The 20,839-nt window shown below is 32.7% G+C and carries 22 protein-coding genes; 21 read left to right on the forward strand and 1 reads right to left on the reverse strand.

All coding sequences use genetic code 11. The annotated features are described in order from the left end of the window. Positions 1–44 precede the first annotated feature (44 nt). Positions 45–1,097: a ferredoxin--NADP reductase gene (locus OLM57_RS04720; RefSeq protein ID WP_264566088.1), complete on the reverse strand. Its 1,053-nt coding sequence runs from the start codon at positions 1,095–1,097 to the stop codon at positions 45–47. A gap of 130 nt (positions 1,098–1,227) precedes the next feature. On the opposite strand from OLM57_RS04720, the gene OLM57_RS04725 reads away from it, so the two are divergent. The 21 genes from OLM57_RS04725 (at position 1,228) to OLM57_RS04825 (ending at position 20,839) form a co-directional block, all read left to right on the forward strand. Then, positions 1,228–1,563, forward strand: coding sequence for a PadR family transcriptional regulator (locus OLM57_RS04725; RefSeq protein ID WP_116796638.1), 336 nt, complete (start codon positions 1,228–1,230; stop codon positions 1,561–1,563). Between the two features lie 12 nt (positions 1,564–1,575). Continuing rightward, positions 1,576–2,238 (forward strand): hypothetical protein, encoded by a 663-nt coding sequence (locus OLM57_RS04730; protein ID WP_264566089.1) that lies wholly within the window; start codon positions 1,576–1,578, stop codon positions 2,236–2,238. 3 nt (positions 2,239–2,241) lie between these two features. Next, on the forward strand, positions 2,242–2,913 hold the full coding sequence (locus OLM57_RS04735; protein WP_264566090.1) for a hypothetical protein: 672 nt from the start codon (positions 2,242–2,244) through the stop codon (positions 2,911–2,913). A 3-nt stretch (positions 2,914–2,916) separates the two neighbouring features. Continuing rightward, positions 2,917–3,618 (forward strand): hypothetical protein, encoded by a 702-nt coding sequence (locus OLM57_RS04740; protein ID WP_264566091.1) that lies wholly within the window; start codon positions 2,917–2,919, stop codon positions 3,616–3,618. Positions 3,619–3,665: 47 nt separating this feature from the next. Continuing rightward, a complete protein-coding gene (locus OLM57_RS04745) occupies positions 3,666–5,129 on the forward strand; it encodes a DUF5687 family protein (RefSeq protein WP_264566092.1) in 1,464 nt (487 codons plus the stop codon). A gap of 50 nt (positions 5,130–5,179) precedes the next feature. Then, on the forward strand, positions 5,180–5,875 hold the full coding sequence (locus OLM57_RS04750; RefSeq protein WP_264566093.1) for an ABC transporter ATP-binding protein: 696 nt from the start codon (positions 5,180–5,182) through the stop codon (positions 5,873–5,875). A gap of 87 nt (positions 5,876–5,962) precedes the next feature. Further along, the gene (locus OLM57_RS04755) at positions 5,963–8,593 is read left to right on the forward strand and encodes a tetratricopeptide repeat protein (protein ID WP_264566094.1); all 2,631 of its coding nucleotides are present in this window, start codon (positions 5,963–5,965) and stop codon (positions 8,591–8,593) included. A gap of 2 nt (positions 8,594–8,595) precedes the next feature. Continuing rightward, positions 8,596–8,982 (forward strand): bactofilin family protein, encoded by a 387-nt coding sequence (locus OLM57_RS04760; protein WP_264566095.1) that lies wholly within the window; start codon positions 8,596–8,598, stop codon positions 8,980–8,982. Beyond that, on the forward strand, positions 8,969–9,196 hold the full coding sequence (locus tag OLM57_RS04765) for an AtpZ/AtpI family protein (RefSeq protein ID WP_264566096.1): 228 nt from the start codon (positions 8,969–8,971) through the stop codon (positions 9,194–9,196). The genes OLM57_RS04760 and OLM57_RS04765 overlap by 14 nt, the downstream gene beginning before the upstream one ends. A gap of 518 nt (positions 9,197–9,714) precedes the next feature. Next, a complete protein-coding gene (atpB, locus tag OLM57_RS04770; protein WP_264566097.1) occupies positions 9,715–10,869 on the forward strand; it encodes a F0F1 ATP synthase subunit A in 1,155 nt (384 codons plus the stop codon). A gap of 96 nt (positions 10,870–10,965) precedes the next feature. Continuing rightward, the gene (atpE, locus tag OLM57_RS04775) at positions 10,966–11,157 is read left to right on the forward strand and encodes an ATP synthase F0 subunit C (RefSeq protein ID WP_185965906.1); all 192 of its coding nucleotides are present in this window, start codon (positions 10,966–10,968) and stop codon (positions 11,155–11,157) included. A gap of 130 nt (positions 11,158–11,287) precedes the next feature. Then, positions 11,288–11,788, forward strand: coding sequence for a F0F1 ATP synthase subunit B (locus tag OLM57_RS04780; protein ID WP_264566098.1), 501 nt, complete (start codon positions 11,288–11,290; stop codon positions 11,786–11,788). Between the two features lie 2 nt (positions 11,789–11,790). Then, complete coding sequence (gene atpH / locus OLM57_RS04785) at positions 11,791–12,324, forward strand: ATP synthase F1 subunit delta (RefSeq protein WP_264566099.1); 534 nt, start codon at positions 11,791–11,793, stop codon at positions 12,322–12,324. Between the two features lie 37 nt (positions 12,325–12,361). Next, positions 12,362–13,939, forward strand: a complete 1,578-nt coding sequence (atpA, locus tag OLM57_RS04790; protein WP_077374826.1) for a F0F1 ATP synthase subunit alpha — start codon at positions 12,362–12,364, stop codon at positions 13,937–13,939. A gap of 71 nt (positions 13,940–14,010) precedes the next feature. After that, complete coding sequence (gene atpG, locus OLM57_RS04795; RefSeq protein ID WP_264566100.1) at positions 14,011–14,871, forward strand: ATP synthase F1 subunit gamma; 861 nt, start codon at positions 14,011–14,013, stop codon at positions 14,869–14,871. A 117-nt stretch (positions 14,872–14,988) separates the two neighbouring features. After that, positions 14,989–15,393, forward strand: coding sequence for a GNAT family N-acetyltransferase (locus tag OLM57_RS04800; RefSeq protein WP_264566948.1), 405 nt, complete (start codon positions 14,989–14,991; stop codon positions 15,391–15,393). 127 nt (positions 15,394–15,520) lie between these two features. Next, the gene (locus tag OLM57_RS04805) at positions 15,521–16,195 is read left to right on the forward strand and encodes a kinetochore protein SPC24 (RefSeq protein ID WP_264566101.1); all 675 of its coding nucleotides are present in this window, start codon (positions 15,521–15,523) and stop codon (positions 16,193–16,195) included. Positions 16,196–16,198: 3 nt separating this feature from the next. Next, positions 16,199–17,320 (forward strand): hypothetical protein, encoded by a 1,122-nt coding sequence (locus OLM57_RS04810; RefSeq protein ID WP_264566102.1) that lies wholly within the window; start codon positions 16,199–16,201, stop codon positions 17,318–17,320. A 25-nt stretch (positions 17,321–17,345) separates the two neighbouring features. Beyond that, a complete protein-coding gene (locus OLM57_RS04815; protein WP_264566103.1) occupies positions 17,346–19,160 on the forward strand; it encodes an OmpA family protein in 1,815 nt (604 codons plus the stop codon). A gap of 72 nt (positions 19,161–19,232) precedes the next feature. Beyond that, positions 19,233–20,003 carry an ABC transporter permease gene (locus OLM57_RS04820; RefSeq protein ID WP_264566104.1) on the forward strand — a complete coding sequence of 257 codons (771 nt, stop codon included), beginning with the start codon at positions 19,233–19,235 and terminating at the stop codon, positions 20,001–20,003. Between the two features lie 5 nt (positions 20,004–20,008). Next, positions 20,009–20,839 (forward strand): ATP-binding cassette domain-containing protein, encoded by an 831-nt coding sequence (locus tag OLM57_RS04825; RefSeq protein ID WP_264566105.1) that lies wholly within the window; start codon positions 20,009–20,011, stop codon positions 20,837–20,839.

A 20,839-nucleotide genomic window follows, 5' to 3' on the forward strand; every position in this document is an offset into this window, starting at 1 on the left:
AAACTTCCCTTTTCAGAGAAGTTTTTCTATCATTTTATCTTTTTTTAAACATCGTCATAATCTACACGAATGGTTGCTGTGGTTGGATGCGCTTGACAAGTAAGGATTAAACCTTCGGCTATTTCACTATCGGTAAGAATTGAATTTTTCTTCATCTCTGCTGCACCTTCGGTAACGCGCGCCAAGCAACTGCTGCAGATTCCGCCTTGACAAGAATAAGGAGCATCAATTCCTTGTTTTAAAGCTGCATCGAGTATGCTTTGTTTTTGAGACATTTCAAAAATCGTTTCTTCATCATCTACCATAACGGTGATTTTGGAATGACCGCTCAAAGATTCTTTGATTGTATTTTCTTGAGAAGACGAAGTAAACAATTCAAATTTTATAGCCGATTCTTTTACGTTTTTTTCTTTCAAAACGGCAGAAACGGTATTGATCATTTCTTCCGGACCACACAAATAGAATTTATCGAACGCCAATGAAGCATGTTTGGTATTCAACGCATAATTGACTGTGGATTTGTCAATTCGACCAAATAAAGCGTTTTCAACATTAGCTTGACTGTAAACATAATGCACAAACAAACGACCTACATATTGCAATTGCAAATCGTGTAATTCTTGATGAAAAATGGTTTCTTCTGGCGATTTGTTTCCGTAAACCAAGACGAAAGAACTTTTGGGTTCGCTTTTCAAAACCGATTTCAAAATCGACAAAACAGGTGTAATTCCACTACCTGCTACAAAAGCAATATAGTTTTTTTGACGATCTATTTCGGGTTCAAAAGTAAATTTTCCTTCTGGTTTTCCAACTTCAAGAACATCTCCTGCTTTTAGTTTGCTATTGGCAAACTGAGAAAAAGCACCATCTTTTACCGCTTTCACGGCAATTCGTAATTCCCCAGATGTTGGAGCCGAGCAAATAGAATACGCACGGCGAATTTCTTGATTATCTAATGTTAATCGTAGGTTTATATATTGTCCAGCAATAAATGTATAATGAGGCTTAAATTCTTCGGGTACATTAAAAAGTATGGAAACTGCATCTTTGGTTTCGCGTTTTACTTCTTTTACAATCAACTTTTTGAAGGATGGCATAGGAATATTTTTTTGCAAAGATACTAAACGTATTACTTTCCTTAAATGATAGCGTTTGAAATTTTTTATACCTAATTTAATTATGTATAAGAATCTTATGTATATTTGTGTTTCAAAATTGAAAATGAAGATGAAAAACTCACAATTATATAAAGGCAGTCTCAACACCATTATTATGAAATTGCTCGAAGAAAATGGCAAGATGTACGGTTACGAAATTACCCAAAAAGTAAAAGCAATCACTCAAGGTGAATTACAAATTACCGAAGGGGCATTGTATCCTGCTTTGCACAAATTGGAAGCGGAAGGGATATTGGATGTCGAAATTGAAAAAGTGGATAATAGACTACGGAAATATTATAAACTCACTGAAAAAGGCACAACCGAAACCGTAAACCGATTATCCGAGTTGGAGGATTTTATTCGGAATATGCAGAGTTTAGTGAATCCAAAACTTGAATTTTAAATTTTTAAGAAAATGAAATTAACATTAGATCAAATATCAAAAATAGAAGAAACTTTGGTTTTAAATGGTATTCAATACGATGATATTAAATTGGAATTAACGGATCATATCGCTTCTGAAATTGAGGACAAAATTAGTATTAATGGGATTTCTTATGAAATTGCTAAAGATGAGGTTTTTCAAAATTGGCGATACCAAATGAAACCAAGTTCTTCATTTTGGGTTGGATTAATTTATTCATCTCCCAAAATTGTTATGGATAGGTGGGAATCAACCACAAAGAGACAACAATTTCAATCATTATTTTTTTCTGTAATGCCAACTCTGGGGTTAATAGGCATATTTAAAATTTACAATAATTCAGCATTTATTGATAATGCTGTTCAATGTTTGAGTTTAGTATTATTCTTTTTGATTATTTACTATAGAGTTATAATATGGAAATCTAAAAGGAAAACATCCTTTAGCTTAATGTTTGGAAGAAATTCAAATCTTATTCTATTTTATCTAATGTTACTTGGTATTGGAATTGCTCCATTAAGAATGAATGAAATTAGCATTTGCCATAATATTATTGGTGCTTTTTTAATATCATGGTTTTTTGTCTATCTGTTTTTTAATTTGCAGCTAGCATTTAAACACTTTCAATTTGTGAAAAAATTAAAATTGTCCTAAGCCATGAAATTAACTGCTCAACAAATCGTTCAAATAGAAGAAACTTTAGTTTTAAATGGTATTCAATATGATGATATTAAATTAGAATTAACCGACCATATCGCTTCTGAAATAGAAGAAAAAATAACAGTTCAAGGAATCTCTTTTGAAGTAGCTTTCCATGAAGTTTTTGAAAACTGGAAGGAACAGTTAAGGCCTACTTCCTCTCATTGGGTTGGACTAATCAATTCTTCTCCAAAAATTGTTTTAGACAAATGGGTTAGTACCACTAAACAGTTACAATTAAAAGCACTTTTAATTGCACTTGTCCCAACACTTTTTTTTGCTTATTTTTTTAATGGGAAGCAAAATAAATTTGATTATACGCTTTTAATACAGATTTTCAAAACAATGTGTTTGGCTATTTCACTAGCAATAATCATTTTTAAATTTTTGATTTTTAAATCGAATATAAAAACTTCCTTCAGCCTTTATTTCAATAAAAACTCTACTGTTTTCTTTATTTATTTATTTTTTTATGGATTAGGGTTTATTCCTATAAAATTAAGTATTTGGGATTATGGGACAAGTCTATTCTTTATTTTATTACTGTCATTTTTACTTATGTATTCCATTTTTTGTTTAAAGTTAGCCTATCAACATTTACAATTTGTGAAAAAATTAAAATTGTCCTAATCCATGAAACTTTCAACTCAACAAATAGAAAAATTATATGCCTTCAGTCGTCAGCATTTAGTAGAATGGTATGATTTACAATCGGAATTAGTTGATCATTTGGCAAACGGCATTGAACAAGAATGGGAACAAAATTCCAATTGTACTTTTGATGAAATCTTGAACAAAGAATTCAAGAAATTTGGTGTTTTTGGTTTTATGGATGTGGTCGAGGAACGGCAGAAATTCTTAGCCAAAAAATACACTCGGCTCATTTGGAGTTATTACAGAGAATTTTTTGGTTTGCCCAGAATAATATTGACTGTAACTTTAGTATTGGGAGTTCACACTATAAATCATTTATTTAGTAATCGAGATGTTTTTTCAGCAATTGTAGTTTCTTTTTTTTTGATTTCTATTGTATTTACTTTTAAAAAACGATACGATTTCAAGCAGAAAGCCAAGCAAACAGGCAAGAAATGGCTTTTTGAAGATATCATGCTCAATCGAGTTAGTCTTATGTTGTTTTTTCTACCTTCATTCGTAATAAATTTTTTCAATACTTTTCAAGATAGCTTTGTACCTTCAGGATGGAGTTTAATCCTTGGTGAAATTGCTTTTGTTTTAGTGGTGCTACTTGTTTTTATTCAGTTGATAGTTATACCTAAGAGAGTTGCAACGGAATTAGCAAAAACATATCCAGAATATTCTTTGGCTAAAACGTAACATTTTCCTACCCCAAACTACTAATTGTAAAACCAAACCAAAAAACCATGTTTGCAAAATTTATTTATCTCGAATGGAAATCTTTCACGAGATCTGCTTCTTTCGCTTCTAATTTGGCATTGAAAATTCTAATGGGATTTTTAGTCCTTTATTTCACCTTAGTTTTTTTAGCATTGGGTGTCGGTGCTTTTTATATTCTTAAGGAAATGAAACTGGATCCTTTGGTAACGATAAACAAATTCCTGATTTATTATTTTGTGATGGATTTGATTATTAGACTTTTGCTTCAAGCGATTCCGGTAATGAACATTCGACCATTATTAACCTTGCCTTTCAAACGACCAACGATTGTACATTTTTCTCTGGGGAAAACTGTTTTGTCTTTTTTTAATGTGGTTCACGCTTTTTTCTTCCTTCCTTTTTGTGCGGTTTTAATATACGAAGGTTACGAAGCAATTAGTGTTCTATTTTGGTTGATTGGACTTTATTCTCTGGTGTATGCCAATAATTTTTTGAATATTTTATTGAATAACAAAGACAATTTATTGGGAATCTTTATAACGGTTGCCTTGATTTTGGCGGGCTGCCAATATTATAAACTTTTTGACATTACCCTTTATACTTACCCCTTCTTTGAAGCATTATTTCATACCAAATGGGTTTTTGCAATTCCTGTTTTAGTTTTGGCGGGATTGTATTATTGGACCTACAATTACTTGAAAGGCGATTTGTATCTTGATGCAGGTTTGACTGTAAAAAATGATATTGCCAAAACAGAACAGTTAACTTGGCTGAACCAATTTGGAACACTGGGAACGTTCTTAAAAAACGACATTAAATTAATCAAAAGAAACAAAAGGTCAAAAACAACTGTGGGTTTGAGTATTATGTTCTTGTTTTATGGATTGATTTTTTTCAACAGTAACTCGCATCAACCTGTTGTAATGCAAATTTTTGCAGGCATATTTGTTTCGGGTGGTTTCTTAATAACTTTCGGTCAGTTTGTGCCGAGTTGGGATAGTGCCTATTACCAGTTAATGATGACACAAAACATTCCGTATCGAGGATATTTAAATTCAAAATGGTGGCTGATGATAATAGGGACAATTGTTTCAACAATTTTGGCTTCGTTTTATTTGTTTTTTGGTTGGCATGTTTATTTAACGATTGTTGTTGGCGCTATTTATAATATTGGAGTCAATTCTTTAATGGTATTATTAGGAGGCGCTTTTACCAAAACTCCAATTGATTTGAGCTCTGGAAAAGGAGCCTTTGGAGACAAAAAAGCGTTTAATGTAAAAACAATGCTCATTACCATTCCGCAATTAATATTGCCGGTAGGATTGTACTGGTTGGGAATTCATTTAATGAACGTTAATCTGGGTCTTGCACTCGTTGCTCTTTTTGGTCTTTTAGGCTTAGCTCTAAAAAATAAGGCTTTTGTATTCATCGAAAAGATTTACAAAAAAGAGAAATATGCAACTATAGCGGCCTACAAACAAAAAAGTTAAGGATTAAACAAATTTAGCCAAATAAAGAATCAACGATTAAACTTTAAAAAATGATACAAGTAAATAATCTTTCCAAAAAATACAACGACACTTCGGTATTAAATATAGAATCATTAGCAATTCCCAAAGGACAAAGTTTTGGATTGGTAGGCAATAACGGAGCGGGAAAAACAACTTTTTTCAGTTTGTTATTGGATTTAATTCAGCCTACAACAGGGAATATTATAAACCACGAAATTCAGGTAAATACCAGCGAGGACTGGAAACCATTCACTGCGTCTTTTCTTGACGAGAGTTTTCTTATAGGATATTTGACTCCCGAAGAATATTTTTATTTCATCGGTGATTTGAGAGGTCAGAACAAAGCCGATGTTGATGCTTTATTGGCACAACACGAAGAATTCTTTAATGGTGAGATTCTTAAAAACAAAAAATATTTACGCGATTTATCCAAAGGAAACCAAAAGAAAGTGGGCATCATTGCCACTTTGATTGGCAATCCCGAAGTGATTATTTTGGACGAACCTTTTGCCAATTTGGACCCAACTACGGTAAACAGACTCAAAAAAATCATCAAAGAGCTGGCTGATAATCCAGAAATTACAGTACTTGTTTCCAGCCATGATTTAATGCATACTGTTGAGGTTTGTGATCGAATTGTTGCACTCAACAAAGGTGAAGTCGTAAAGGACATTCAGACATCCAAAGAGACTTTACAAGAATTGGAATTGTTTTTTGCTGTATAAATTTATATATTTCAAAAAGAAACGTATTTTTACCAGTCATTATACTAAAAACCTTTTTTGAAAGTTTAATGACTTAAACGTTTCCCATTGAATAGCAATACATCAAAATACATTTTACCTATTGCCTTTTTGTTGTTCTTGATAGCTTGCTCTACCAAGAAAGATACTTTTGTGTCCAGAAACTCTCATGCATTGAGTACAAAACTTAATATTTTGTATAACGGACAAATTGCTTTGGACAAAGGCGTAAAAGGGATAAATGACAATACAGTAGAAAATTTTTGGAAGCGTTTGCCTGTTGAAAAAATGCAAATTGTTGATGATGTTCCAAAAGAAGGAAAACCAAAAAATGCTGATTTTGAACTTGCCGAAGCTAAGGCTACTAAAGCCATTCAGAAACATTCCATGAACATTGGCGGTCGAGAAAAAAATTATCAAATTGATGAAGCTTACCTATTATTGGGAAAAGCCAGATACTATGACCAACGATTTATTCCGGCCTTAGACGCATTCAATTATATTCTTTACAAATACCCAAACGGAAGTAATATTTATGAAGCTAAGATTTGGCGCGAAAAAACAAATATTCGTGTAGGAAATGAGGCTTTGGCGATAAAAAACACTAATAAACTCATTAAAGATAACGAACTCAGCAAGCAAGAATTTGCAGATGCGAATGCCATTTTGGCAAGTGCTTTTCTAAATATTGAAGAAAAGGATAGTGCTGTAATAAAACTAAAATTGGCCGATAAATATACCAAGATCAATGATGAAAAAGAACGCTATTCTTTTTTGTTGGGACAACTGTATGAAGAGGCTGGACAAAAAGACAGTGCTATTTATTTTTATCAAAAAGTCATTGATATGAATAGAAAAGCTGAAAGGAAATTTGTTATTCAAGCCTACGCCAAAAAAGCAAAACTCTTTAATTATCAAAACTCAGATTTCAATTTATTTGTCGAAAAGTCTAAAAAGATAATGGAAGACAGAGAAAATAGACCGTATTTGGATATCATTTATTATAACATTGGAATTTTTTATGACAATAATGATGATATGGATATGGCTTTACAGTATTACAATTTGTCTTTAGAAACCAAATCTGCCGATCCTTATTTGAATGCTTCGAATTATAGGAATATGGGAAATTTATATTTTAAGCATAACAACTATAGTACTGCGGCAAAATATTATGACAAATCGTTGGCGTTATTAGATGTGAAAACAAGAGAATATCTTCAGATCCAAAAAACCAGAAGAAATTTAGATGAGGTAATTATTGATGAGGCAATTGCCAAAAGAAATGATAGTATTATTAGGGTAGTTAATTTAAAAGAACCCGAGCAAGTTGTTTATTTTGAAAATTATATTCAACAACTAAAAAGCAGAGATGAGCTTTTGAAAATACTGGCAGATAAGCAAAAAAAGATTGACTCAAATATTGCCATAAATGGCGCAGTAAATACACCAGACGGAGCTATTGCCAAACCAAATGGAGGAATACCAAATGCAGCAACAGGAATCGTGCCTCCTGATAATACAGATCCTGCTGCTAAAGGGACAACAAACACTTTTTATTTTTATAACCCAAATACGGTCGCTTACGGAAAATTAGAATTTAAAAAGGCATGGGGGAATAGAGCTCAAGGAGGTTATTGGAGGGCTTCTGCAACAAACGATAATACAGCAAATAATGCAGGTGCAAATAGTACCGACGCTGTAGTTGATTCTAAAACAACACCAGTAGAGGTGAACGAAAAATACACAACAGCATATTATATAAAGCAACTGCCAAGTTCACAAAAAGCAATTGATAGTATTGCAAAGGAGAGAAATCTTGCTTATTATCAGCTTGGAATTATTTATAAAGAAAAATTTAAAGAATATACTTTGGCCAGCAATAGATTGGAGCAATTGTTATTGTTTAATCCAGAAGAAAAATTGATACTTCCAACGAAATACAATTTATATAAGATATACCAAATCACCAATCCAGCAAAAGCAGAAGCGCTTAAAAACGAAATATCAACTCAATATCCCAACTCTCGTTATGCTCAGATTATAAACAATTCCGGTCCACTCGATGGCATTGCAAATGAGACTCCGGAAGGGGAATATAAAAAACTATACAGACTGTATGAAGAGGAATATTTCACTTCTGTTTTGCAACAGGTAGATGATTTGATGACCCATTTTTCTGGAGATCCGATAGTTTCAAAATATGAAATACTAAAAGCCTTTACCATCGGAAAATTGTACGGACTTGCAGCCTATAAAAAAGCGATTCAATACGTAGCCGATAATTATGCGGCTACAGATGAAGGGAAAAATGCGGAGGAAATTTTAAAAACTCAAATTCCACTTTTGGAGCAAATGACTTTTAGTACTGTCGAATCCAAAAATTGGAGAGTAATTTTTAGAGTATCAATTAACGACGAAAAAAGCACTGCTGAAATTGAAAAAAAAATTGGCCTATTCATGGCTAGCGAAAATATTGAAAAACTCTATTACACCTGTGATTTTTATAACGAAAAGGAAAGTTTTATTTCAATTAGAGGTATACATACGGAATCTTATGCCAATTTTGTTGCTATCCTTTTTGCAGACAATGTTAAATTTAAAATTAACCAACCGGGAATTGTTATTTCAAGCCAGAATTATGAAATAGTTCAGATCAAGAAAAATTTAGAAGAATACCTTTCAATAAAAAAGCCGTAATTATGTTTGATAAAAAACCAAAATCGTTGACAGATCTTTTAGGGAAAACCAATAGAATCGTGGAAGGAACCCTTATAAAAGGAGATATAATTTCGTCCGCTGATTTTAGATTGGATGGAGAACTAATAGGTAATTTTACATCCAATGGCAAATTGGTCATTGGAGGGGCAGGAAGTGTAAAAGGGGATATTATTTGTAACAATGCTGATATTGAAGGGAAGTTTGAAGGCAAATTGCAAGTAGAAGACACCTTAAATATTAAAGAAACTGCAGTAATTATAGGCAATGTTGTTATTGGAAAATTATCTGTAGAACCAGGAGCAGTTTTTAATGCAACCTGTATAATGCAACCCATTCTAGAAAAAGGACTTTCAAATGCCGACGAATAAAAACAACAAAAACAACTATAATAAATGGTTGGCTTTAATTAATATTCCCATTCAAATGGGAGTCATTATTTTCTTGTTTTCTTATCTTGGAAATTGGCTAGATACAAATCATCCCAACACAAAAGTATATTACGTAAAAATATTGGTTATGGTTGGTGTTTTTCTGGCACTTTATAATGTAATAAGACAAGTAAACGAAATCAATAAAAATTAATTGGCACATGAATTTCAAAAAATTATATCCATACCCTACTTTTTTATGCCTGGTTTTTTTTATTTATGTACTTCACAAAAGTCTTTTTTATGTTTTAAATATAAAAGACAACGATTTTCATTACTCTCTGGAATTATTATATTTGTTTTTCTTTGTCCTGTCTGCCATTATATTTAAAATTCTATTAATTGTAAAAGACAAAAGTTTTGACAATGTCGGAATGTCATTTCTTCTGGCAACAAGTGTTAAAATGATTTTTTGCTATTTGATTTTAAGACCTTTATTGCAAATTCCTAAATCTTACAACGCAACAGAAAAAATAAATTTTTTCGCACTGTTTATTGTCTTTTTAGCAATTGAGACCCTTTTCACCATTCGATTAGTAAACGAAAAGCAATTATGAGCACTTTCGCAGGGCAAATTCTCAAAAATATTTTTTTATATGCTTTTGGGTATTAATAAAAAATGTACCTTTGCACCAAATTTTAGAATCGTAAAAAATAAGATATTTAACAGATATGGTGATTTCAAACAAAGCACTTAGATTTATTATAGCGACTTTCGTTGTATGTCTTCCTTTTATTAGTTTTGCAAATCCTGAAACGGATACTACAAGCACTCAAACTGTAGTTACTCATGAAGTAACAAAAACAACTCACGAATCACATGCTGAACCGACAGATGTGAAATCTAAAATTCAAGCATTTATAAAACACCACGTATTAGATTCTCATGAATTTACATTAGCCGAAGATGAGGTTTCAGGATCTCACTATGGTTTTGATTTGCCAATTATTCTTTGGGATAATGGAATTCAATTTTTCTCTTCATCAAAATTTGAGCACGGAGAAGCAGTTGCAGAATCTAACGGAAATTTTTATAAAATAAACCACCACGATGGTAAAATCTACAAAACCGATGCTGCAGGAACAATAACCGAAGACGAAAAAACGGGTTTCCCAACAAATGTACGTCCATTAGATTTTTCGATTACAAAAACAGTTTTATCTATAATGGTTGCAGCACTTTTGATGTTTGTCTTATTCTCAAGTCTTGCAAAATCATATACTAAGAATAACGGAATCGCTTCTGGTTTTGGAAGAATTTTTGAACCAATTGTATTATATGTACGTGACGAAATTGCCATTCCAAATATTGGTGAGAAGCACTATAAAAAATATATGAGTTATTTATTGACTATATTTTTCTTTGTATTGTTCTTAAATATTTTTGGTTTAATGCCATTGGGGATTAATGTTACTGGAAACTTGACAGTTACTTTTTCATTGGCAATCCTTACTTTTTTAATCACAAATTTTACTGCCAATAAAAATTACTGGGGTCATATTTTCTGGATGCCAGGTGTACCAAAAGTAATGCGTATCGTTTTAGCTCCGATTGAGCTATTAGGAGTTTTTATTAAACCATTTTCATTGATGATACGTTTGTATGCCAACATTTTTGCTGGACATATTGTATTGATGAGTATTATTGGTTTGATGTTTATTTTCAAAAGCTGGTTAGGAAGCAGTTTGTCATTTGGTTTGTCATTTGCGCTTTCTATTCTTGAAATATTGGTTGCGTTTTTACAAGCGTATATATTCACGATGTTGTCTGCTTTGTACTTTGGTGCAGCAGTAGAAGAGCATCACCATGAGGAAGCTCATCACTAAAATGTTTAACCGTTAGTATGTTTAATCGATTCGACGATTTAGCACATTAACGATTCAACAATAAAAAAGAATGTTTAATTTTTAATTATATATATTATGGAAATTCCACAAATCGTAGGAGCAGGATTGATCGTTATCGGAGCAGGTTTAGGTATTGGTAGAATTGGTGGTTCAGCAATGGACGCTATTGCTCGTCAACCAGAAGCTTCTGGAAAAATCCAAACTGCAATGCTTATTGCAGCTGCACTTATTGAAGGTATTGGTTTTGCTGCGTTATTCGCATCTTAATTAAAACTAAAAAAGCAATAGTTACAACGGTTGGTTGTAACTATTGTTTTAATTAAATGTTGAAAATTATATTAAACAGATTAAATTTTATTTTTTTAAAATACAATTTACAATTTACAATTTATAAAAAATGGAAAAGTTAATAAATCAGTTTGAGTTAGGTTTGTTCTTCTGGCAAGTATTAATATTTGTTGGGTTAATATTCTTATTGAAAAAATTCGCTTGGAAACCTATTCTTGATGCAGTAAACGATAGAGAAGAAGGGATTAAAAATGCATTACTTTCTGCTGAAAATGCTAGAAAAGAAATGCAAAATTTACAAGCAGACAACCAACGTATTTTACAGGAAGCAAGATTGGAGCGTGACACCATGCTTAAAGAAGCTCGTGAAATGAAAGATAAAATGGTTGACGATGCTAAAACTGAAGCTCAAGTTCAAGGTCAAAAAATGATTGATCAAGCTAAAGCGGCTATTGAAAGTGAAAAAAATGCAGCTATGGCTGAATTGAAATTACATGTTTCTACATTGTCTCTTAGCATTGCTGAAAAAATATTAAAAGATGAACTGTCTAACAAAGAAGCTCAAACAAAATTGGTTGAGAAATTGTTAGGTGACGTAAAATTGAATTAATCATGGCAAGTACTAGAGCAGCAATTCGTTATGCAACCGCAATTTTAGATTTATCCAATTCAAAAGGGGTGTCTGAAGCTGTGAATAATGACATGAAATCTATTGCTTCAACGATTAAGGGAAATGTGGAATTGAGTACTTTTATTCAAAACCCAACCATTAAAGTAGAAGTGAAAGAGAAAGCACTTTTAGAAGTTTTTGCTACTGTTGATAACGTAACCAAAGGTTTGCTTCATTTGTTATTTGAAAACAAAAGATTCGAAATTCTGGATGTTATCGCTGCAGAGTATAGTAAATTGTTTGATATCATGAATAATGTTGAAGTGGCCAAAGTAACTACAGCTGTTGCTATGGATGCTGCGCTTGAAGCTAAAGTTTTGGCTAAAATAGCAACATTGTCTGATAAAAAAATTACAATTGAAAACATTGTAGACCCTGCTATTATCGGAGGATTTATATTAAGAATAGGCGATCAGCAGTATAATGCTTCTGTTGCCAACAGATTACAAATATTAAAAAGAGAGTTAAGTAATTAGTTTTATTACACATTAAGTGTCTAAATTATAAATTAAGATGGCGGAAATCAAACCTGCTGAAATTTCAGCAATATTAAGAAAGCAAGTCGAAGGTTTTGAATCTGGTGCTACGCTAGAGGAAGTAGGAACAGTACTTCAAGTTGGAGATGGTATTGCTCTTATTTATGGGCTTTCAAATGTTCAATACGGTGAATTGGTTGAATTCGAAAACGGATTAGAGGCAATCGTTTTGAACCTTGAACAAGACAATGTTGGGGTGGTACTTTTAGGACCTTCAACAGGAATCAAAGAAGGATCTACTGCAAAAAGAACACAACGTATTGCTTCCCTTAAAACAGGTGAAGGAATGGTAGGACGTGTAGTTAACACTCTTGGTTTTCCAATTGATGGAAAAGGACCAATTGGGGGTGAATTATTCGAAATGCCATTGGAAAGAAAAGCTCCTGGAGTTATCTTCCGTCAACCAGTTACTGAACCATTGCAAACAGGAGTAAAAGCAGTTGATGCTATGATCCCAGTAGGTCGTGGACAACGTGAGTTGGTTATTGGTGACCGTCAAACAGGTAAATCTACTGTTTGTATTGACACTATCTTAAATCAAAAAGAATTTTACGATGCTGGGAAACCAGTATTCTGTATATATGTTGCTATTGGTCAAAAAGCTTCTACTGTTGCAGGAATTGCAAAAATGTTGGAAGAAAAAGGAGCAATGGCGTATACTGTAATCGTTGCTGCAAATGCATCTGATCCAGCTCCTATGCAAGTTTACGCTCCTTTCGCAGGTGCTGCAATTGGAGAATATTTTAGAGATTCAGGTCGTCCTGCTTTGATTGTCTATGATGATTTATCTAAACAAGCAGTTGCTTACCGTGAGGTTTCTCTTTTATTAAGAAGACCACCGGGACGTGAAGCATATCCTGGAGACGTTTTTTACTTACACAGTCGTTTATTAGAGCGTGCTTGTAAAGTAATTGCTGATGATGGAATTGCAAAAGACATGAACGATTTACCAGATTCTTTGAAAGGAATTGTTAAAGGTGGAGGTTCTTTGACTGCATTGCCAATTATTGAAACTCAAGCGGGTGACGTTTCTGCATATATCCCAACAAACGTAATTTCGATTACAGATGGTCAAATTTTCTTGGATGGAGATTTGTTTAACTCTGGGGTCCGTCCAGCGATTAACGTTGGTATTTCTGTATCTCGTGTTGGAGGTAATGCTCAAATTAAATCAATGAAAAAAGTAGCAGGTACTTTGAAATTGGATCAAGCGCAATTCCGTGAATTGGAAGCATTTGCTAAATTCGGTTCTGACCTTGATGCGGTTACATTGAACGTAATTGAAAAAGGAAAAAGAAACGTTGAAATCTTAAAACAAGGTTTGAATGACCCTTATACAGTTGAAGACCAAGTTGCTATTATCTATGCTGGATCTAAAAACTTATTGAGAAATGTTCCTGTGAATAAAGTGAAAGAATTTGAGAAAGATTTCTTGGAATTCTTGAACAACAAACACAGAGCTACTCTTGATGCTTTGAAAGCAGGAAAATTAACAGATGAAATTACAGATGTATTGGAGACTGTTGCAAAAGAAATTTCAGCGAAATATAACTAATCTAGTGAATAGTGAAAAGTGAGTAGTTTTGACTATTTACTTTTCACAAATCACTCTTCACTATAAATAAAATGGCAAACTTAAAGGAAATCCGTAATAGAATTACTTCCATTTCATCTACGATGCAGATTACATCGGCAATGAAAATGGTTTCTGCAGCAAAGCTAAAGAAAGCACAAGATGCAATCACAGCAATGCGCCCTTATGCCGAAAAATTAACGGAATTATTACAAAATCTATCCGCTTCACTTGATGGTGATGTTGGTGGAGAATTTACTACACAACGTGAGGTAAAAAAAGTTTTAATTGTTGCCATCACTTCGAATAGAGGTTTGTGTGGTGCTTTTAACACGAACGTAATTAAGGAAGCTAAAAACCGTTCTGAATATTATGCCGGTAAACAAGTGGATATTTTTGCTATCGGTAAAAAAGGAAACGATATTTTGTCAAAAACTTTGAATGTAATTGACAATAAAAGTTCAATTTTTGATTATTTAACTTTTGATAATGTTGCTGTTATTGCAGAAAAGTTGACTCAAAAATTTGTTTCAGGTGAATACGACAGAATTGAATTGGTTTACAATCAATTTAAAAACGCAGCTACTCAAATTGTACAAACAGAACAATTTTTGCCATTAGCTCCTATTCAATCAGATAAACCCGTTTCGACTGGTGATTACATTTTCGAACCTGCAAAGGACGAAATTGTTTTGACTTTGATTCCAAAAGCGTTAAAAACACAATTGTACAAAGGTATTCGTGATTCATTTGCATCAGAGCATGGAGCGCGTATGACTGCAATGCACAAAGCAACAGACAATGCAACAGACTTGAGAGATCAATTGAAATTGACTTACAATAAAGCACGTCAGGCTGCGATTACCAATGAAATCCTTGAGATTGTTGGTGGAGCAGAAGCTTTGAAAGGATAAGAATTTATCTTTCTAAATATATAAGAGTTCCGCATTGCGGGACTCTTTTTTTTTGATTAAATTTAAACTTAAAAAGATTTAAAATTGGAAATAATAGAACTCACTACCGCTCCAGAAATGCTCGCTCAAATTGAAGTGATGCGACACTTGTATCCCAACCTTACTCTGGAAAAATACGAATCTTATTTGCAGGAAATGGTTCCCCATAATTACAAACAGATAGCTGTTTTTGAAAACGGTAACTGCGTTGGTTTATCTGGTTTTTGGACAGCTATCAAGCTTTGGACAGGGAAATATATTGAAATTGATAATTTCATAGTTCATTCGGAACACCGCTCTAAAGGGATTGGAAAAATGATGACCGATTATATAGATGTTAAAGCACAAGCTGAAGGTTGTACCGCCATTGTTTTGGATGCTTTCACGGGTAATTTTACTGCCCATCGTTTTTATTACAATCAAGGATATGTGCCAAAGGGGTTTCATTTTCTAAAAATGTTAAATGAAGAGGGATTAACTTAGTTGAAATTACAGGTTACTTATTGAAAAAGTTTATATTTATATTTTTATTTTAGTAACTTTTTAACAAGATAAGCGTATAATAGTAGAAAATACTTTATAACTCTAATTCAGATTAAACAATATACAAATGGCAAAAGAAAGTTTTAATTGGAAAGGTCTTTTTATTAATGAAGAAACTGAAGTACCAGTGGAAGTAAATAAATCCCAAGCTCCAATAAATCCCCCTACCAGTGAAATCACTAAATTTCCAAATCACGCCACTCAACCTATTTCCTCGGATTCTATTTCCAATCCTTTTTTAAAAGAAATATTTGAAGTTTATGATAAAGGCTTTGAGTCTTTGAATGCTTCTGGTTTTGATTTTTTTGAACTGTATAAGTCTGTTGTGGCTGTTGGAATTACAAATCCTCAGAGTTATCAAATGGCTTTTACAATGGGAAAAACAATTCAACCAGATTTGACAAAACAATTTCTTCTTGAAAAAGCAAATTTTTATGTGACAGAGATTGAAAAAGTGTATGCTAAATATGATACTATTGGTAAAACTAAAAAATCAGATTTAGAGAATAATTTGACCAAGGAGAAATACAATCTTTCCAAAAACATTGAAGAATTAAATACTAAGATACTTCAGCTTCAAAATGAATTGGAAACTAAGAAAGCAGAATTTCAAAAAATGGATTCTAATAATATAGAGCAGTTTTCAGAAATTAGATTGAAAATGGAAGCAAACGATTTGGCCAAACATAAAATCTTAGATTCAATAAATACAGTAGTAACAGGAATTAATCAATATTTATAATTAATGGACAAATTCGAACAAGAAAAAAGCACACTATTATCACTTCCAATATTAAAACATTTTGACGAGTCAAAAGGTGAAATTGCTTTAAAATCAGGTGCTTTAAAGAAAGGCGAACAGACCTTATTTTGGGGTTTGGCATTGGGTTTATTGGGTATTGGAGGATATTTAACTTGGACATATATTATTCCACCACTTTTTACAATGTTGGGACAAGCGATTGCTTTATCGGCGACAGGTGTTTTTTTGGTTTTTTTAGTAATGATGTTCCCAGTTATTATGAAAGGATTAAGGTTTGCGACCAAGAATCTTCACAAAGCATTAATTCAAAGTAATCCTTTTAATGAATTGGAAGAGCAAAAACAAAAAATGATAAAAAATCGTGAAGTTTTTAAGAACACCAAGGCTAAACTGAAAGGTCTTAAAAATGAAATGGAAATCGAAGCCAGTAAATCTGAAAAAGAAGCCAAATCATTTCAAGAAGACGTTTTGAGTCTTAAACGCCAGTGTGAAAAATTAAAATCGGCAATGGATGAAATGGTTAGATTGAGTGGAGTTGGCGCTAAAGATACTGATGAATATGTTGCTCTTCAAAGTGAATTGGCCCGAAAGCTAAGTGATTCTCAAAGGATTTCTACACAATATGAACAGAGCAAAAATTTTATTCAAAAATATGGGGTTCGTGCCAATGTATTAGGTAAAATGGATAGAAAATTGACTTTGGCAGGAACAGCAATTGATATAAAAATTGCCGATTTTGATGCTACAGTTACAATGCTTCAAAAAGAATATGAGTTTGCCAGAAATGCAAAAGAAGCAACGGAAAGTGCCAAAAGTGCGATGATGTTTACCAAAGATTGGGAATTGGAATATGCATTAGAGGTCGTAACATCTACAATAGCATTAGATATTGCCAGAACTTCTGAAAATTTGATTGATATTGATGCACTTACTTCTAAATATTCTGTAGATAATGATGAGTTGTATTCCAGATTAGATTCATTGGCAGATGAAATTAAAACAGGAGACAACACTATTCCTGATTCAACGAAATATTCGAGTCCAAATTATAAAATGACCAAAGAAGACAAAATGTCCAGTGGTGGTTTTGGAGATATTTTTTAATACATAATTTAATTTTAAAAATAAAATGGGAAAAATTTTAAGAACGGAAAAGTTAACCACTTTTTCAGAATTATTGATTGTTATTGTGGCAATAGGAGGAATTTTAGGAGCAGTTTATTATATTTCTCCGGGAATCAAAACAGCTATTTCAAAACAATTAAATGGGATTGAATTAAATGGTACCGATGTAAATAATGTTACCAATGCTGAAAAAATTGAACTTCCGTCTACTGAAATATCTTCAGACGTAAGTAGTAAACCTTTAGTAAGAATTGCAGGATATGCATGGAATGCTCAGTCAGGAATTATAGTTTCTAATGGAGGACCAAAAACAACAAAAGGATCCTTGATGGAAAAAAACGGAGTTAATCTTGAAATTATACGTCAAGACTGGCTTTCGGAATTACGTAACATGCAAATGAAATTTATCGAAGAATTTGATAAAGGAGAAGCTTTTCCTTCTTCAGATAAAAGCGTTTTTGCTGTTATGATTATGGGCGATGGAGCACCATTTTATATTAGCTCTGTTCAAAAATCATTAGACGAAAAATACGGAAAAGATAAATATCACTTGCAGGTAATGGGTGTTGTGGGTATGAGTTATGGTGAAGATAAATTAATCGGACCACCAAGTTGGAAATCAGATCCAAAATCAATGAAAGGCGCTGTGATTTCAGCTGTTCTTGGAGATGGTGACTGGGTTACGACTGTAAATTATTGTTTTGCAAATGGATTGAAAGTAAATCCAGATCCTACAACTTATGATGCGGATGCAGTAAATATTTATCCTTCAGAAAATGATGACTATATCAAATCAGCTGAAGAGTTAATCAAATCTCAAACAACAGGTTGGACTGTTACTTTGAAAGAAGTGGTAAACGGAAAATTAACAGGAAAATCAGTAAACAGAAAAATTGACGGTTGTGCGACTTGGACACCTGGAGATAAAACGGTTTTTGATAAACTTTCCGGTTTTGTTGATATTGTTTCTACTAAAGAATTCAACAATCAAATGCCGACAGCACTTATTGGTGTGAAAGAATGGGCTGTTAAAAACCCTGATATTGTTTCAAATATTTTGAAATCGGCTTTGACAGCTTCTAATCAAATGAAAAATTATGAAGACTGGAAGGTAAGAGCATCTGAAGCAGTGGCTACTACTTACAATATGGAAACTCCTGAATATTGGTACAAAATGTTTAAAGGACAGCAAGCAACAAAAGGCGGATTGACTTATAATATGGGAGGATCAAAAGTGTTCAATTATGCCGATGCGATGCAGTATTTTGGGATGTCAGATGGTGTAAACAGATACAAATCAGTGTACAATCAAGTTTCAGGATATTTAACTGAATTGAATCCGTTTGGATTTAATGAAAATGTTGGAGCTGTAGTTCCTTATGATCAAGCAGTAAATTTATTCTTCCTTAAAAATATCAATGATATCGAATCAACTTCTGCAGATAAAGCAGATTATACTACACAAGCGACTGAGGTTATGGCTTCCGGTGAATGGAAAATAAATTTTAGTTCAGGAAGTGCTACAGTTCAAAACAGTTCTAATAAAGATTTAGAAAAAATTTATAATCTTTTGATTCAAGCTGAGAATAGTAAATTAACGATTGTTGGACATACTGATAACGTTGGAAGTAGTCAAGCCAATTTAGCTTTATCAAAAAGCAGAGCACAAGCTGTTGTTGATTATTTGAAACAAAAAGGTATTCCAGAAAATCGTTTCCAATTAATTGACGGTAAAGGTCAAAATGAACCAGTTGCTGATAATAATTCAGAATCTGGTAAATCTAAAAACCGTAGAGTTGTAATTACGTTCTTGAAATAAACATACATTTTAGCAAAGACACAGAGAATCCATTAGTGGATAGCTGTGTCTTTGCTTTTTTAAAATACTTTTATGATAAAAATTTTTATCCCTTTTGAAAAATTATCTAAAACCAACAAAACATTAATTTTATTGGGTTGGTTGATTCTTTTGATTGTAATTTGGTTTATAGGTACTTCAGGGACAAAACATCTTTTTCCGTCCCCAAGTCAAGTTTTAACTGGATTTACAGATTTGTATAATGAAGGTTTGGTAGTGCATATTGCACATTCGTTGCAATTATGTTTCTTATCCATATTTTTGGCAACCATAATCTCATTGATTTTTGCCTATTCTTGGCCGATTCCGCTTTTAAAATCAATTTCAGAATTTGTAACTAAATTTCGTTTTCTACCTTTTACCGGATTGTCGTTTTATATCACAATGGTAATTCACGAAGCGAGAACAATGCAAGTTTGGATTTTGGTAATATTTTTGACTACATTCTTGACAACTTCATTAATTGCGGTTATCAAAGACATTCCACAAGAAGAATTCGACCATGCCAAAACTTTAAAATGCAGTAGATTAGAAGTACTTTGGCAAGTTATTATTCTGGGAAGACTGGATTATGTTATTGATGTAATTAGACAAAACCTAGCGATTACATGGATGATGCTAGTTACAGTAGAATCAATAGTTGTGGCTTCTGGGGGATTAGGATTTTTGATAAAAAACTCAGACAAATTCATGAATACTGGCCGAATAATAGCACTTCAAATTATTATTTTGTTAATAGGATTGGGACTGGATGCTGGGATTAATTTTTTAAGGAAAACAATATTTAGATATTCAAAAATATAAGTTATATGAAACACGAATATAAAGAAACGCTTTTATATGTTGAAAATCTTAGTGTTGCCTATGATGACACTGTTATTATAAAAGACATAAACCTTACTGAAAAGGATGTAATACGTGAAGGAGTTGATTGTACAGGGCAAGTCATAGCATTTGTGGGAAGATCAGGAAGAGGAAAATCTACTTTTTTCAAGGCGTTAACAGGATTGGTTCCTTGTACGGATGGAAAAATATTGATTCGCGACTTTGAAAATAAAGAACCAAATGCAGCCAAACTTGTTAAAGAAGGCGATATTGGTTTTGTAGATCAAAAATACACTTTGTTCAGACACAAAACGGTTCATCAAGCACTGAAGTTTTCATTAAGAAAAACGACTCTTTCGGATACTGAAAAAGAAAGTAAAATAAAAGAGTATGTAAAAGTATGGGGCTTAGAAAATTGTATTGATAAATATCCTAATGAACTTTCCGGAGGACAAAGACAAAGAACAGCAATTATAGAACAGTTGTTTTCTTCGGATAATTTTATTGTATTGGATGAACCTTTCTCTGGTTTGGATGTTGGGAATATTGAAGAAGTAAAAAAATCGTTTGCTTTACTTTGTAAAACTTCAGATTACAATACCGTTATATTTTCTACACATGATATTGAATTAGCTTTGGAATTGGCACAATCCATTTATGTAATTGGACATCCAACTATCAATGGAAAACAAGAAAAATATGGAACCATAGTTGCGAAGTATGACCTTAGAGACATTGGATTGGCTTGGACAGAATTTGGCGAAGGACATAGAAAATTGTGCAAAGAGATTGTGCATCAAATGATGATTTCATAA

This window comes from Flavobacterium sp. N3904 (assembly GCF_025947305.1).
Taxonomy (GTDB): Bacteria; Bacteroidota; Bacteroidia; order Flavobacteriales; family Flavobacteriaceae; genus Flavobacterium.

Bases quoted from the DNA above. Each gene is read 5' to 3' on its own strand.
- OLM57_RS04760 (WP_264566095.1), top strand. From the start codon at position 8,596: ATGTTTGATAAAAAACCAAAATCGTTGACAGATCTTTTAGGGAAAACC.
- OLM57_RS04780 (WP_264566098.1), top strand. From the start codon at position 11,288: ATGGAAAAGTTAATAAATCAGTTTGAGTTAGGTTTGTTCTTCTGGCAA.
- OLM57_RS04820 (WP_264566104.1), top strand. From the start codon at position 19,233: ATGATAAAAATTTTTATCCCTTTTGAAAAATTATCTAAAACCAACAAA.
- OLM57_RS04750 (WP_264566093.1), top strand. From the start codon at position 5,180: ATGATACAAGTAAATAATCTTTCCAAAAAATACAACGACACTTCGGTA.
- OLM57_RS04735 (WP_264566090.1), top strand. From the start codon at position 2,242: ATGAAATTAACTGCTCAACAAATCGTTCAAATAGAAGAAACTTTAGTT.
- atpG (WP_264566100.1), top strand. From the start codon at position 14,011: ATGGCAAACTTAAAGGAAATCCGTAATAGAATTACTTCCATTTCATCT.
- atpE (WP_185965906.1), top strand. From the start codon at position 10,966: ATGGAAATTCCACAAATCGTAGGAGCAGGATTGATCGTTATCGGAGCA.
- OLM57_RS04740 (WP_264566091.1), top strand. From the start codon at position 2,917: ATGAAACTTTCAACTCAACAAATAGAAAAATTATATGCCTTCAGTCGT.
- OLM57_RS04805 (WP_264566101.1), top strand. From the start codon at position 15,521: ATGGCAAAAGAAAGTTTTAATTGGAAAGGTCTTTTTATTAATGAAGAA.
- atpB (WP_264566097.1), top strand. From the start codon at position 9,715: ATGGTGATTTCAAACAAAGCACTTAGATTTATTATAGCGACTTTCGTT.
- OLM57_RS04810 (WP_264566102.1), top strand. From the start codon at position 16,199: ATGGACAAATTCGAACAAGAAAAAAGCACACTATTATCACTTCCAATA.
- OLM57_RS04745 (WP_264566092.1), top strand. From the start codon at position 3,666: ATGTTTGCAAAATTTATTTATCTCGAATGGAAATCTTTCACGAGATCT.
- OLM57_RS04720 (WP_264566088.1), bottom strand. From the start codon at position 1,097: ATGCCATCCTTCAAAAAGTTGATTGTAAAAGAAGTAAAACGCGAAACC.
- OLM57_RS04825 (WP_264566105.1), top strand. From the start codon at position 20,009: ATGAAACACGAATATAAAGAAACGCTTTTATATGTTGAAAATCTTAGT.
- atpA (WP_077374826.1), top strand. From the start codon at position 12,362: ATGGCGGAAATCAAACCTGCTGAAATTTCAGCAATATTAAGAAAGCAA.
- OLM57_RS04815 (WP_264566103.1), top strand. From the start codon at position 17,346: ATGGGAAAAATTTTAAGAACGGAAAAGTTAACCACTTTTTCAGAATTA.
- OLM57_RS04765 (WP_264566096.1), top strand. From the start codon at position 8,969: ATGCCGACGAATAAAAACAACAAAAACAACTATAATAAATGGTTGGCT.
- OLM57_RS04730 (WP_264566089.1), top strand. From the start codon at position 1,576: ATGAAATTAACATTAGATCAAATATCAAAAATAGAAGAAACTTTGGTT.
- atpH (WP_264566099.1), top strand. From the start codon at position 11,791: ATGGCAAGTACTAGAGCAGCAATTCGTTATGCAACCGCAATTTTAGAT.
- OLM57_RS04800 (WP_264566948.1), top strand. From the start codon at position 14,989: ATGCTCGCTCAAATTGAAGTGATGCGACACTTGTATCCCAACCTTACT.
- OLM57_RS04725 (WP_116796638.1), top strand. From the start codon at position 1,228: ATGAAAAACTCACAATTATATAAAGGCAGTCTCAACACCATTATTATG.